Source organism: Bacillus sp. ISL-77, assembly GCF_018613105.1.
This window is the reverse complement of record NZ_JAGGQY010000034.1, coordinates 70702-86123: the sequence shown is the minus strand read 5'-3', so window position 1 is coordinate 86123 and position 15422 is coordinate 70702. Positions and strand designations below refer to the sequence as shown.

Annotated in this window: 13 protein-coding genes; 2 read left to right on the top strand and 11 right to left on the bottom strand. The window is 30.3% G+C overall.

Annotation, left to right across the window (positions count from 1 at the left end; translation table 11 throughout):
• Together J7E77_RS13655 and J7E77_RS13650 are read left to right on the top strand one after the other, a co-directional pair.
• The coding region (locus J7E77_RS13655; RefSeq protein ID WP_214715035.1) for a right-handed parallel beta-helix repeat-containing protein at positions 1-1465 on the top strand (1465 nt) is incomplete at its 5' end.
• Positions 1466-1707: 242 nt separating this feature from the next.
• Positions 1708-4047: a right-handed parallel beta-helix repeat-containing protein gene (locus J7E77_RS13650; RefSeq protein WP_251026744.1), complete on the top strand. Its 2340-nt coding sequence runs from the start codon at positions 1708-1710 to the stop codon at positions 4045-4047.
• A 154-nt stretch (positions 4048-4201) separates the two neighbouring features.
• Here J7E77_RS13650 and J7E77_RS13645 read toward each other — a convergent pair whose 3' ends face one another.
• The 11 genes from J7E77_RS13645 to J7E77_RS13595 form a co-directional block, all read right to left on the bottom strand.
• Positions 4202-5755, bottom strand: coding sequence for a lipopolysaccharide biosynthesis protein (locus tag J7E77_RS13645; protein WP_214715034.1), 1554 nt, complete (start codon positions 5753-5755; stop codon positions 4202-4204).
• A gap of 374 nt (positions 5756-6129) precedes the next feature.
• Entirely contained in the window at positions 6130-6276 is a 147-nt protein-coding gene (locus J7E77_RS30575; RefSeq protein ID WP_251026745.1) for an LbetaH domain-containing protein, read from the bottom strand.
• A 275-nt stretch (positions 6277-6551) separates the two neighbouring features.
• On the bottom strand, positions 6552-7763 hold the full coding sequence (locus J7E77_RS13635) for a glycoside hydrolase family 88 protein (RefSeq protein ID WP_214715033.1): 1212 nt from the start codon (positions 7761-7763) through the stop codon (positions 6552-6554).
• Between the two features lie 18 nt (positions 7764-7781).
• A complete protein-coding gene (locus J7E77_RS13630; protein ID WP_214715032.1) occupies positions 7782-8969 on the bottom strand; it encodes a glycosyltransferase in 1188 nt (395 codons plus the stop codon).
• A gap of 5 nt (positions 8970-8974) precedes the next feature.
• The gene (locus J7E77_RS13625; protein WP_251026746.1) at positions 8975-10174 is read right to left on the bottom strand and encodes a glycosyltransferase; all 1200 of its coding nucleotides are present in this window, start codon (positions 10172-10174) and stop codon (positions 8975-8977) included.
• 12 nt (positions 10175-10186) lie between these two features.
• Positions 10187-11347 (bottom strand): polysaccharide pyruvyl transferase family protein, encoded by a 1161-nt coding sequence (locus J7E77_RS13620; RefSeq protein ID WP_214715030.1) that lies wholly within the window; start codon positions 11345-11347, stop codon positions 10187-10189.
• 17 nt (positions 11348-11364) lie between these two features.
• On the bottom strand, positions 11365-12396 hold the full coding sequence (locus J7E77_RS13615; RefSeq protein WP_214715029.1) for a glycosyltransferase: 1032 nt from the start codon (positions 12394-12396) through the stop codon (positions 11365-11367).
• Positions 12397-12414: 18 nt separating this feature from the next.
• Positions 12415-13611: a glycosyltransferase gene (locus J7E77_RS13610; RefSeq protein WP_214715027.1), complete on the bottom strand. Its 1197-nt coding sequence runs from the start codon at positions 13609-13611 to the stop codon at positions 12415-12417.
• Between the two features lie 12 nt (positions 13612-13623).
• Positions 13624-14271, bottom strand: a complete 648-nt coding sequence (locus tag J7E77_RS13605; protein ID WP_251026747.1) for an acyltransferase — start codon at positions 14269-14271, stop codon at positions 13624-13626.
• Between the two features lie 26 nt (positions 14272-14297).
• On the bottom strand, positions 14298-15023 hold the full coding sequence (locus tag J7E77_RS13600; protein ID WP_214715026.1) for a glycosyltransferase family 32 protein: 726 nt from the start codon (positions 15021-15023) through the stop codon (positions 14298-14300).
• 30 nt (positions 15024-15053) lie between these two features.
• Positions 15054-15395 (bottom strand): helix-turn-helix domain-containing protein, encoded by a 342-nt coding sequence (locus tag J7E77_RS13595; RefSeq protein ID WP_214715025.1) that lies wholly within the window; start codon positions 15393-15395, stop codon positions 15054-15056.
• Positions 15396-15422 lie beyond the last annotated feature (27 nt).

Sequence of the window (15422 nt, the reverse complement as noted above, 5' to 3'; positions counted from 1 at the left end):
GAAAAATAAACCGTTGTTGACAACAGACCGGTATTTTAAGATTCAAAATACTTTCCAATTCCTTCACCAACAAAATATGCCAACAAAAGACTATACTGCATACTTTTACAAAGCAGATGGGACGTTTATAACAAGCTTAAATACAAAAGAAGTAAACAAACCAGTTGGCTGGGGTTTGATGGATATTCCAAAAAATGCAGCTTATTTCAACGCCGTATTTAATACGCCTTATGTTCCGAATAATGTGTATATTGAATTTTGGATGCAAGGCGTCTCCAAAAATGTAACTGTTAAAAATTCTGAATTTGCGTTTAATCGCCGCCAAGGTATTACTGTTGGAGGAGCAAAAGATACAGCCATCCTTAATAACAAGATTCATGATATGAAAGGTACGGCCCCACAATCCGGAATTGATGTTGAAGCAGGTTACAATTTAAATAATCAAATAGAAATCAAAGGAAATAAATTTTATAACAATCAAGCTTATGACTTAATTTTATATGATGGTAGGAATGCAATAGTGGAAGACAATTCTTTCTATTCCAAATCTATCGGATTGGCTATATCCGAACCTTTCAAATATGCGAAGGTAAAAAACAATACATTTAAAGATGCAAGAATTTACATATACAATGATGCCATATTTAATTCCAATAAAATGGATGGCGGTATGGCTGCCTTCCTTGGAAACAATATTTTGATAAATGACATGGAATTTAAGGATACGTTAGTCAATTTAGCAAGTTCCACTCCATTCGGCATTGAGGCCTCCAATATTACAATTAAAAACACAAAGAACGAACACACTCAATTTGGTGTTAATCGAAATCCGATTCACTTGAAAAATGTAACTATTACTGGTCAAGCTGCTTTAGATAGTTTTGGAGGAAATGCAGCAGATGGGAGTACTTTTGATCACTTAAAAGTCATTGGATATACACGAATTCAATTGCCAAAGGGAACTTACAATAACTGTGAATTTGAGGCAGCAAAAGGCAAAAACGGTGTGGAAGTAAGCAATACCGGTCATTATGAATTCCATAACTGCAAATTCACATCATTTAGAGGCGGATTTGAAACGAATAAAGTCCACGGGTTACCTGATACAGTTGTTATAAAGAATTCGACGATAAAGGTATTAGGTGATAATAGTCCTGGAGTTTCCGTACAAGCAGGTAAAACTGTGATCCTTGAAAATAACATTATTGAAACAGGTTCATTCCCGTACAAAACAAATGCCATTATTCAAGTGGGAGATTATTGGAAAAGGGATAGCCTTTCTACCGTTTCAAACTTAACCATTAAAGGAAATACAATAAGGTCTAGCGAAAAAGGAGCTGTTGGTGTCTCCACGATTTATGCAGGTAAAAATGCTCTTTCCTATTTGATTGAAAATAATAAGATTTTTCATGGGAAATTGGAATTGAAAACAAATGATATTAAACGTAACAACAAGCTCCAGTAATAACTTAGGCCCTTCTCAGTTGAGAAAAGGGCCTAAGTTATTACTTTTAGAAATTTTTCCTTTATAAATGGTCCTTAAAATTGAAATAAATTGAAATTTAGTAAACTTGTCCAATCAGAAAAAAACTCTAAACAATATTATATTTAATGACCCGACAATATTAAGTAATTTTTTCAATAATTTCTATAAACTCTCCTTAACCATAACAAAACTCGGGTTAAAACGAAAGGAAGTGCGATAAGTTGTATCTTATAGATCTTGTTAAATGGAATATCACACAAGGGATACCTAATAAACCTTATACTAATGCGGATTATTTAATGGCAGATACGAATATTCAAGGAATAAACAATGCTATACAATACGCATTTAGCAATGGTTATGATGGTGTATTATTGCCTAAAGGCCAATATTCATTATGTTATCCTAGAGAAATAAAAATGCTTAGTAATATGACATTCAACTTAAATGGTTCTACTTTAAAAGTAATTTATGATTCTGATCGAAAATCACCATTTGACAATCGGACCACCAGAGATTTTTACAATTTTGTTGGTAACAGTATCTTGTTTGAAAATGTACTGAACGCTCACCTAATAAATGGAACTATCATTGGATGCAGAGACGATCGAAGCTTTTCGAATGTAACAGCGGAAAGAAAAGTTGAAAGCAGCTATGGAGTTGTTTTTCGTAAAAGTACAAGATACTGTACAATAAAAAATTGTATTGTAAGAGATTATATGGGGGATAATATAACCTTTTCCAGTTCTGCAATTAGAGAATTAGCGGAATTTAATATGAATCTTACATTAAATTCCTTAGATTATAACACTGGTCAATTAGTTTCTTCCACAAATTCATTAACAACTGGCTTTATAAATATACCTACTGATGCAGAATTTTCTTCGTTTCTTATAGCAGGAGCTGGGTATTCAAGATTAACTACTCTAATAAATAAAGACGTAGATGTTTTTTTCTATAAAGCAGATAACTCCTTTATCGGTGTTCTCAAAAAGAAAAAAATATATACAAATATATCAATACCACTTAATGCAGCGAAAATGAGAATGGTCTTTTCAGGTGAAACAAATCCGTCTAAAAATTTACAAATCACATTAAAGTTCGGATTAATTCCTCATCACAATGTAGTTGAATATAACGAGCTTTACAATGGGCATAGAGGCGGGATATCGCTTGGAGGAAGCTATAATGTCGTACAACACAATGTAATTAGAGACAATGGAAAAGGGAGCAATAGCTTCTTAGATGGAAAGCCTATCTTTAGCGACCCTACAAGATATGCAATTAATCAAGAAGATTCCTATGGCGATAACTGTGTTATTAGAAATAATCTTATTTACGGCTGTAATCACGGAATATTAGCTGGGTGCTATTCGATCCAAATTGAAAATAACCACATTTATAACGTGGATTCAATTGGTATTAATCTTTATAGCTTGTTATATGCAAATGTTAGAGGAAACATTATTTATAATTGTCCTACAAGTATAGGCATAATGAATTCAAACTTTGGAAATGCCTATGTAAATATTTCTGAGAATAGTATCCAAGGTGGAAATATGTCTTTTAATGTCAACGATTCATATCAATTAAACGTTACTGATAATAATTTTATAGACGTTTCCAATATTAATATGGGCACCAGCAATATAAACAATACCTTTAGAAACAATAGAATCAAATATGCTAATATTTCTGGAGCTCCAGCCCTTATAGCTAACAAAATAGAAAGTTGTATATTTGATTCAACAACAGTAAGAGATTTAACTTTAAAGGTTTATCAGCAAATTGGGTGTACTTTTAACAATTTAAAGATTACTATTCAAACCCTAAATGGTACCACTAAGAGCGAAAAGGTTACGATAGAGAATTGTGAATATACTAACAGTACGTTGATTAACCTAATCTTGGGTACTAAAGACAGGGGAGTATTTATATCTAAGTCAAGGTTTACAGACACTGTGATAAAAGTTGGAAATATAAACACTCCAGGTTTTCCTGCAACTATAGTATTAGAGGAATGTCAACTTACAGCTAGTGCAGTAAATTACCTTTTTGCAACAGATTTAAATCAACCAAGCGGCTTAATTAAATTAGAAAAATGTACAATTGAAATTTCTAATTCTACGTTTTCTCATTTAATTCATCATGACAAAACTACTTTAAAAGCTGTCTTTACTTTATTTTTAAAAGATTGTAAGTTTAAATTCACTGGAACTACTCCACTAAATCTGATTTATTATAATAGCATTAATCCTATGATTAAATTTATTTCTGCAGACAATTTATTTACTAACATCAACTTACCAAATGAAGATCCAAATATTTATGTTGGGTATGATACTGTTAACACATACAAAGCAAACGTAATATTGCAGACGGATGGTGATGGATATTCAACAACTATTAACCATAACTTGAATACATTGGAACCTTATGTTTTATCTGTCTCATCCGCATCTAAAATTGTACAATCAATTATATCTATAATAGATAAGAATACTATTTTTATAACAGATAAAGAAAATACCAATTTAAAGGTAACGGTAAAAAAATTGTAATATAATCTTCCAACTAATTCTCAGCTTAATATCAATAATATGCCTAAAGTAAATAGAAGGGATTTAATAACTAAAAAAAAAACGGCTAAATACTAAAACATTTAGCCGTTTTTATTATTTTAAATACCTTTGGACATTTTTGATTAATTCAAAATTAGCCCACATCTCTTATTTTTTTATTATATTTCACTTTCATCTGTAACAAACTTAAAATACTTCTTAAAATCATCAACAGATACTTAAATTCGTCGGTCTTATTAAAAATTACAATATAAATTATATTAGGGACAATTAAACAAACAAATCCCATTAAAACTAAATTAAATACATTGTTAGGCAGAATAAAATTGCAAATAATTCTTGTAATTAAAAAAGCACCTAATCCAACAATTACATAATAAGTGTAATTTAAGAAATATTTTATTAATGGCATACTAAAAACCTTTTTATAGACAAAATAAGGTGTGGTCCAGAAAGGAACAGCTAGTGCACTTATGAGTGTCCCAAAGAAAACACCAGAAATCCCTATATATTTAACTAAAACAATAGAGAAAACTAGATTAATTACAGCTTGAAACAATGGAGCATATCTATCTTCATGAAAAATTCCTGCTGTTGTTTTTACAGTAGTTATCGAATTTCTCATACCACGCTCAAAAAAACAAATCATTAATATTGCCAGAACGCCATGGCTCATTATAAATTTTGAACCTAACCATAGATTTATAAATGGCTCTAGCAATATTGCCAAAAAAATGGTTGCAAATGAATAAAGCCAAAAATTTAGGAATCTATATACTTTGTATAAACTATAGACCTTATCTCTAGTTTCCTCTGCGACTAAATTTCCAACACTATGATAAATATTATTAAAAACCTGATTGATAAATGTTCTGCAAATTTCTATTAACATATAATAATTTGAGTACAATCCTACAGCTGCCACACTTACAAAAGAAGAAATAATAATGTTATCCGTTCCAAATACAAGATAGCTTCCGATATTTTGTAAGACGATGGCTTTTATATTTTTTATTATATTTTTCTTTGTATTATCATCTATTCTTTCTGATGTTTTATTCTTTAAATAAGGATATTTTTTATTAGCAATTCTTGATATAATAACTGAATTTGAGATAGTAATAATACTGTCAATTACTAGATAGAGAATATAATTTCTCGTGACATATAATATGCTAATCTTTATACAAACAGAAATTATAGAAGAAATAGAATATACTCCAGTTACAATATAATTCTTTTGGCAAACATTTAGAAATGAATTTTTGTGAACATATAAGTATGGTGCAACAGTGTTTAATAAAAAAATAAGATATATCAAATTTATATTTTCAACATTAGAATCTTTTATAAAAAAAGATAAAAAGGGCATTACAGATAACCCTAGTAACAATATAACTAGAGCAATCATCATATATGCTTTTTTATACAATTTCATCAGTACGTTTATTTTATTTTGATCATTTTCAGCAACTGGTTTGTATAAACTATACATTATACTTGAGCCAATTCCAACCTCAGCTAGAGACAACATCGCTAGAATATTAGTAAATAGTCCATTTACACCAAGATATTCAATGCCTAAACTATTAATAAATACTGTCCTTGATACAAAACTTAGTAAGGTAATTATAACTTGATTTCCTAAACCAACAGATATATTTATTAAAGAACTTTTTACTCTCATTGATTCCCTCTCTAGAATGTTTTGCTTGTTAAACATCCAATTTATTAAATTATTAAGTTTTTAATAAGTCTTAATATTTTCGAAAAAAAGTCTATTGTTAAATGTAAATAAAAAAGTTTTATTTAGGCAATTACTTAAATGGCGATATAAACTTGAACAGTTCTAATCATATATATATTAATATAACAAAATTAATTAACGTATATCAATAGCGAACTAGCCATCCAAAATAACTAAGATACCTTCTAATAACTTATTCAATAAATCCTATATCTCTAGTTAATTCCTCAAACATTTTATTTTTTTTATCTTTCGTAATATTCCCATTAATTGTATACCTTTTATCATAAAATTTAGCACAATATTTATACTCTTTATTTTTTTCTGAAAAAAACCTGAATACTCGAAATAATTTTTGCAGGATTACCTGCTACAATACTTCCTTCTGGAACAGATTCTGTAACAATACTCCCCGCAGCAACAATTGAATTTTTTCCAACAGTTACTCCAGGCATAATCATTGCTCTTGCACCTATAAAAGCATTATCTTCTATATATAATACTTCCAATTTTTGTGTAATTATTTATTACCTTTGTACTAGCATCATGTGCTAACAAATAGACATAAGGTGATAGTGTAACATTATTTCCTATTTTTATCAACCAACAATGTGAATAGTCAAACACCACAACCGTTTGTATAGAACAATTTTTTCCTATTTCCATCCCAAGCTTTATATAATCCTCTAACCAAATTTCTTCTAGAATAAATTTTCTAATTCTTGACCTAATATAATTAACTACTTTTATTAACATAATTTTTTTTCAACCTTTGATTCTCATACAAATTTATCAATCTAATACAAAATCCTTGTGTAAAAGGTAAAATATTGAATAGTGTAGAGTACACCCCAATATCTTTAGTATCCCCCTGGGAAAAATCTACTTCACCATTTCTTCTAGTTACTTTCATTAAATAATTTAGAGCCTTGTTTGTACCTTCTTGACAATCTTTTGAAATGCTGTTTATTACTGATGCATTTATCATAAACCACCCTAATGTTGCTGTCGTAGAAGAGTCTGCTCTGCATTCACTTCTACCAACTTGCCAGTTCCAACTTCCATTATCCTGTTGAAAGTGCATTATAGATTTCGCAAATTTCACTACACTTTCTTCTAATGATGCTTTATATTTATGAGAGTGTGGTAATTCATTCCATGCATCAATAAGTCCTATTGCAAACCATCCTAGTCCTCTTCCCCAGCCATATAATCCCTGTGGTAAAGTATTTTCGATTTTATATGCATGACTTGGAATCCAATGAATATCTAACATCCCGTATTTTTCATACTCCTTTATTTGCTTCACTGCCAAATCAATACATTCTTTTTTATCAAATTTAAACCCGTATGCAATTAAGAAAGGACAAATAAATCCAATTGTGTCTACGTATCTGTAACTTTCCATAGATTTTCTATATTTTACTGTACCGTCATCTCCAATATGATCTCTAATTATTTCCCAAATAAAGTCGAGCGCCTTTTGATACTTAACATTATCAATAATTTCTATCTTCATAATTGCATACGCCAATATTGCTGCATCAATATTTTTGGGCTTATGTAACCAATTTCCGGTATTATCAAATTTTGAATTTAAGAAATTTAATAGTCCCATTTTAACCGCATTATCCTCTTTGTACTTTAAATATTCTGTAATCCCTAATATAAGTGATGCTTCTTGCCAATGTTGTATGGCGCTTTTGCTGTAATTTCCTTTTAATATATCCAATAGAATTAATCTTGTATTATCGGTTACCTTAATTTTAGGAGTCTTTATTAACCATTTTACTCCCTTTTCTGTTATGAATTTATTCCATAATTGCTTATCTTCAAATCTTCCTAATTTAATCCTTTTTAACCAGTCTTTAAAAACGGGTGTTATATCAAAAAATAATATTAATGCTGCAAAACTAAGCAATCCAATACAAACAATTTTAGTTATCACATTGTTCACCTTTCATAATTACTTATTTATTATTTCATATAATTTTGTAATCTCAGATTCAGTACCTAAACTCTCATTTTCTAAATTACTTTTTAGTCTTTCCTTTAATTCATCATCGTTTATTATTGTTTTAATCCCCTCATAAATTGATTGGGAATCTATATCAACAATTATTCCATTTACCATATTTGTTATTTGATCTTTTGCTGTGTTAAAATTTGTAACCACTATGGGCTTTTGCAGAATTTTTGCTTCATCTATAGCAATAGATTTTCCTTCAAAGCGAGATGATTGAACAAAGATGTCAGCTTCCCTCACGTAAGGGTAGGGATTCTCTTGCATCCCAATTAAGATAAAATTTTTCTTTAACCCTTTATTTTTTATTAATTGTTCTAATTTTTCTCTCTCTTCTCCTTCACCGATAATAAACCATTTAATGTCATAGCCATTTTTAATCAACAATTCACAAGCCCCAATTGCTAAATCGTACCCTTTTGCATAATGAAGCCTTCCTACAGAAATTATTGTAATGGTATTTGACTGTATTTTATTTACACTTTCTAAAGCTAATTTTTTTATAACTCTAGGAGCCACGATATTATGCATAACCTGTATTTTAGAGGATAGATTTAGAAATTTTCGTTTTAGAATATTAGCACTTTCTTCTGATACTGTTACTATTTTACTTAGCTTTTCAAAATAGTATTTATCTATTTTGGGATCCATTCCTAACATGTCGTAATCGGAATGAATGAACCCAATTTTCTTTTCTGCATCCACCTTATCAACACAGAAATAAATCGGATTCTTTTCCAGAAATCCGATAGCAATATCATACCTTTTATCCATTGTGTTTAATGATTTTGATATATATTTCCAAACTCTTTGTTCACATCTCGCCTTGTTTTTTTCATTTTTAAAAATATATCCTGCTAATATCCTTGAAATAGCGATATCGAGTCTTCCCTTTGTAACATTATCAATAATTGCAGTCTTTATCGGCATATCAAAATACTTATAACCAAATGGTTCCTCAAGTAGATTTACTTGTTTAGGTACCTTATTTAAAAATAAACCCTCTTGTTTAAATAACAGCAAATCCACTTCATATTGTGAATAATCAATTGTTTCTAACAATGAAATAAGTGATTTTTCGGCTCCACCACAAATTAGTTTATTCATGACAAATAAGATTGTTTTTTTCATATATCTCACCCACTAAAGATCCCATATAACTTGTTAATTTCTCCCTCAGTACCTAATTTCAGTTGGGACAGATTATTGATTAATTTCTTCCTTAAGACTTCGTCTTGTATTAAATTCTCAATATGCTCTGCGACAGAATTTGAATTCATTTCAGCAACTAATCCATCCATTCCATTTGTAATCTGGTCTTTGGCAGTACTATAGTTTGTAACAATAATCGGTTTATTCAATATCTTTGCCTCATCAATCGCAATGGATTTCCCTTCAAACTTGGATGTTTGTGCGTAAATATCAGCTTGTTTTATATAGGGATATGGATTAGCCTTTAAACCCAATAATTTAAAATGGTCTTCTAATTTATTTAGTTTAATAAGTGATTCGAGTTTTTTCCGTTCTTCTCCTTCTCCTACAATATTCCACTTAATATTGTATCCTTTATCTACCAATTTCTTACAAGCTTCAATCGCTAATTCAAACCCTTTTTGAAAATGCAGCCTGCCAATTGATAGAATAATAATTTCATTATTTTTTCTTTTATATACATCCTGACTCTCTTGAGCTGCCATTTTATAAATCATTGTAGGAGATACTATATTATAGACAATCTCCACTTTATTTTTTTCACTTGGAAATCTGTTTTTAAAAATGTTTTCACATTCCTCAGACACTGTAACTATTTTGTTTAGCTTCTGGAAATATCCAATATCAAACTTAGGGTCCATGCCCAATTTATCGTAATCAATATGAACCCATCCTATTTTCTTTGCAGCATTCACTTTATCAACACAAAAATACGTTGAGGTTTTTTCTAGAAAACCAATCGCCACGTCATAATTTTTCTCCAGCCTTGCAAAGGATTTGGCCAGATGTCTCCATGTATACTGCTCTCTAGTGGAGACATTTTTTGTATATTTATTTTTTAATGTAAAAATAACTCTGTTATAAGCAAGTGATAATTTTCCTTTCATTAATAGTTCCTTTACAGCTTTTGTTATATTCTTTGAAAATAATTGATAGGTTTCAGGTAGGGGCAAAACTCTAACCTCTGTTGGAATGAAATCCATAAATAGGCCATCATGATTAAACATAAATAGATCTACATCATATTGACTAAAATCAATCTGTGATAGTAAATTGACTAAGCTCTTTTCTCCACCGCCAGCTGATAAGCTTGGAATCACAAATAGCAAATTTTTTTTCTTCATAATATACCTCATTTACTTTACAAGATCTTTTAAATAATCTACTGCCTTATAAGACATTTTCTTTATTTTTGGTATAGATTTTTGCAGCTGTTGTTTAATTAATTCCTCATCCCGTACCATTTGGTCAAAGCTATTTTTCAGCTTGTTGCTATTAGAAATTTCTTCAATTCCCAACACCAATTTTTCCTCACCAAATAGGTCTTTTGATATTCCTTTTGATTTTATGCTATAACCTAAAACAATTGTTGGGACACAATTTGAGTAAGCAGCAATTGTTGCATGAGTCCTTGCACCAATAAAAAATCTCATCCTACCAATATAGCCTTTGTATTGAATGGCATTTAAATTATCCGGTAAGATGAGGACTCTTCCTGTGTGTTTATATTCTTCATAATATTTATTTAGGATTTCAAAATCGTTATTTCCGTGGTCTATAACATGAGGGGTAAGGGCAATGGTCATATCTGTACTTGCTAATATATGATTAATAAGTTCTCTTACAGCCTCTTGGGATTTCTTGTTTCTTTTCCATACAAGTGGACTAAAATTTAATCCAACAGTATTTCCTTCTTGCCATCCTATAGGTAATTCTAACTCTTCCTTCTCCATCGTAAAGGCTGGATCGGCAACTAATCTGATATTATTTAGACCTCTACTTTTCAGTAAGTTATAAGTAAGTGTTTCCCGAGCTAAAATTAAATCAAATAATTTTAGGTCTTCGATTTTTCTTTCTGACAAGTCTTCCTCTCCAATCGAACAACCCCACAAAACAAGCTTTTTCCCCTGTGCTTTAACTTTTTTATCAATCTCATACAACCATGGCTGCTCTCCATAACAATAATTATCACCACCAATGGACAGACAAATCTCTGCATCCTTGATACGTTTAATAATGTTTTTGTGAATTTTACTAAATGCATACGATTCATCATTTAAACATTTCACATTTAAAGAAGAAATTAACCAATCATAAGAATACTTTTTTATTTGTGAATCAGAGCCGTCAAAAATCTTATCTAGTTTAGGGATCATTTTATCTGTTTCAGGCCTGCTAGAAACTAAGTATACTTGAGCTTTGTTCACTTTTTCTTTTATGATATTAGTAGATGAGCGAACAATCGCTTCACATCCTCTATTTAAACTGCCCCCATGAGCAAACATCATAACTTTCATCCTAATTCTCCTCCAATTCATCTATTCCGCAATCGACTGTATGCTGTTGCACAGTATAGTCCCAGCATTGACCTTCTGTCGATTAAACTAATCACTAATTTTTCATACCTTCCAAATTTAGGTGACATTTCCATTTTATATTCAGGCAGTGCTTCTCTAACAAACTGATTGTTAATCATATTTTTTATGTATTGATATCTTTTAACAAAGCTCAATTCTTTGGTTGGTTTAAAATAAATATAAAGATAGGCCATAACGCAATCCATTAATTTTATAGATTGCAGTTTCTTAATTGTTTGTAAATCCATATTTGTAACAAATTCTTCTGGCAACATTCTATTGTAAACATCTAAAGCTTGGCTGAAGTAATCTTTTTTAGCTATATTTCTTGTTGCGCTTCCCACAACTTCTCTATAATGATACCCGGCATAATCTATAAATCTTACTGCCTTCGCAAAACTGAAACACTGCATATTAAATAGTCCATCTTCGCCTAACGCTACATTCTGTGGAAAGAAGGCATTCGCATGTGTTATTAGATTTCTTTTATAAATCTTTGTGCAAACTGTATTCAAATCATCTTTTTTAAAAAAATAAGGTATCAGAGTTTGTTGAACATATTCAGCATTCAAATTAATATTTTTTGGAAAATGATAATTGCTAGTGACATGATGTCCTTCCATCTTACTTTGAAAATTAGATATAACTATGTCGCAATTCCCTTGTATCGCCAAATCATACAATACTTTATACATTTCCTTTTCAACAAAATCGTCAGCATCTACAAAACCAATATAATCTCCGACAGCTGCATTAAGCCCCGCATTTCTCGCAGCACTTACCCCTTGATTTTCTTGATTAAATAACTTAATCCGATGATCTGTTTTTTTATATTCGTTGATAATAGCTACACTGTTATCAGAAGAACCATCGTTTATAAATATAAACTCACATACCTCTAGTGTCTGGTTTATGAGTGATTCGATACAATGAGCAATATATTTCTCTGCATTATAAACTGGTACGATAATACTTACATTAATACCCATTACCAAATCACTCCTTTCTTAACCTACAATTTTGTAAAGCTTTTCTAATTCATAATTATTGCTATAATCTATTTCTATAATATTACGAATGAATGAGTTTCTTAGCTCTTCGCTTTGGTGAAACCCTTCAATTCCATTTACTATTCCATCTACACTCAAATCACAAATAATTCCCTCTACACCATTTTCTATTTGGCTGCTTGCCGTTGGATAGCTGGTAATAAGAATGGGTTTTCCTAGTATCTTAGCTTCTGAAACGGTAACCGCCTTTCCTTCATACCTGGATGGCTGCACATATAAATCACAATCTTTTATATATGGATATGGATTTGTCTGTTTTCCTAAAAGTATAAAGCTATCTTCTAAGTTGTTTTTTGTAATTAATTCTTTCAAATCTGTTTCGAAGCCTCCATACCCAATCACATACCATTTAATATTAGTTAGACCTTTATCATGTAACACTCTCAGGGCACTAATTGCTAAATCAAAACCCTTTACATAGGATAATCTGCCGACAGAAACAATGTTAAAGGTTTGATTGCAATTATTAAAAATTTTTATCTCCTCTGCCATTTTCTTGATAAAGGTTGGTGAAGTTAAATTTTCAATAACTTTCACTTTTTCTTTTAAAGAAGGATAGGTTGCTAGGAAAGATGTGGCACATGCATCAGAAACAGATGCAATAGCGTCGAATTTATTCCATACATTTAGGTCCAATCTATTATCAATTTCTAATTTACTGTAGTCCGTATGAATCCATGCAATCTTTTTTTGGGCGTTAACTTTGTTGGCTATAATGTCATGCGGCCATGCATAACTTATCGCCACATCGTATTCTTTTTCTATTCTTGGTATAAAATAAGTAGAATATTTAAGTGAAAGTTGCATTTGAATATAGCCTGCGCCTTCTGTTAATTTCCAAGTCTTCGATTTTATTTCCGCAATATATTTAGCTATTATTCTCATAAGGGCTAAAGAGTAATGTCCCTCTTTCAAACATTGGATAACAGGTTTTCGGAAAACGGTAAATTTTTCAACTTCAGGTAAAATGTTCACACTTTTCGGTATTAATTTCATAAAGTCACCAACATGATGGAAGATTAATAAATCTACATTGTATTTCTCATAATCGAAACTTTCTAACATGTTAATTAGGCTTCTTTCAATTCCACCGATTTCCATATTATAAACTGAAATTAAAATATTTTTTTTCATATCTTCCTCACATTAAGCTTTCATATTTTCTAAGTTATTAATTTTAACTACTTTATTTGTTCGATTTAATGAAAAAGAACCGTTCTCTCTTTTGTTAAAAAATAATGTGTTTGCCGATACAGTTCCTTTTACAACACTCCCAGCTCCAATTACTACATTATCGCCTATATGTGTGTCTCTTAAGATAACTACATTGGAACCGATCCATACATTGTCACCAATGGAAACCTCTCCTCTTAACAGATGGTCACCACCACTTTTTTTATAATTATGGTCATGGTCATTAATACATACATTCGGGGCAATTTTTGTATTTTTTCCAATCGATATTCGTTTGACACAGTTTATATTACAATTATCATTAATGAATACATTCTCACCAATATTTAGCTCTCCATTAAAATCAATTCGGATGCTTGCGTTTTTTCTAATAAACGCAAATTTTCCGATATTTATGATAGAACTTTTATTAAAAATTTCTATTCTACTGTTTGCTTGTAATGAGAAAATGGATGATTTTATATTTCTGAAATAAATTAACTTATAAAAAAATCCCCTTAATACTCCTATTAAATGGGATAAATACATAATAAATGTTAAATAAATTCCTCGTTTTCTACATTCAGAAACAAGAACAGTAAAGATCTTCTTAAGTACCATGGGGAATTCTCCTTAAGGAATAAATTTCAGCGATTAATTCTCCTTAACCTTGCAATATTATTTCCGCCTATTATTTTAGACAGATATAATTTTATTTGACCTTTTATTTTTGCCCTCAGTGGCAGCCAGCTTTTATAAAAGTGGTGCATCGCATAAGTATTATCCGAGATAAAATTCCGGCAATTAATATAATCATATGGAGAAAAATAGGTTTGAGGATAAAAGACACCAAGTCCTTTAATCTCTTGATATTGACCATTTGGTTCCAAACCAACACTTTTTAAAATTTTTGTAATAACTGCTACATTGGTTAAATCATTATGGGTACCATTTTCTAGTATATATTTTTTATTTTTATATGATTCCAAAAATAACCTTATCAAGTTATTTCCTTTTGCAGCCCCAATTGTGCTAGTAGCAATAAAATTCTCTTGTTCAAACCCCCAAAATGAATCATGATGCAATAGATTGTCAAATGGTTTAAAAACCTCGACATCAGTATCTAAGTAAATTCCCCCAAAGTTATATAAAACAAATACTCTTACATAATCACTGACGAAAGCAAACTTTCCAGCTTCATATGCCTCTTTCACATAGGTATTTAAATTTATATCAAAGTTGGTTTCATTCCATTCTAAAATTTGATAATCTATTAAATTATTTTTCCAGCTTTCAATACATTTTCTGACTAATTCCGGTTTTTCTTTTCCTCCAAACCAACAGTAATGAATGATTTTAGGTATTTTATACATATAGTTACCTCAATTTTTGTTTTAGAAACTTTATTTTTTTGTTTCCAAATTTTGATTCTGCCACTTGATAAACTCTATCAAGGTTTTATATTCTTGTTTTTCAATTCCTGATTTTTTTAATTCATTTATAATTTCAATCCATTCTTTATCTTGTTGCTGGTGATATTCGTCAGTTGCTTCTGTTTTAAGTAGTACCTGCAGATCAATATTTAAAACATGCGCAATTTTTTTAATAACCTGGATTGAGGGATTTTGGTTTAGATTTCGCTCAATATTACTAAGGTAGGACTTTGAGATGCTGGCACGTTCTGCTAACTCTGATAATGTAAGACCTTTTTTCATTCGGATTTCATATATATTTCTTCCTATCATTGGCAACTACCCCGTTTTATCTTCTAA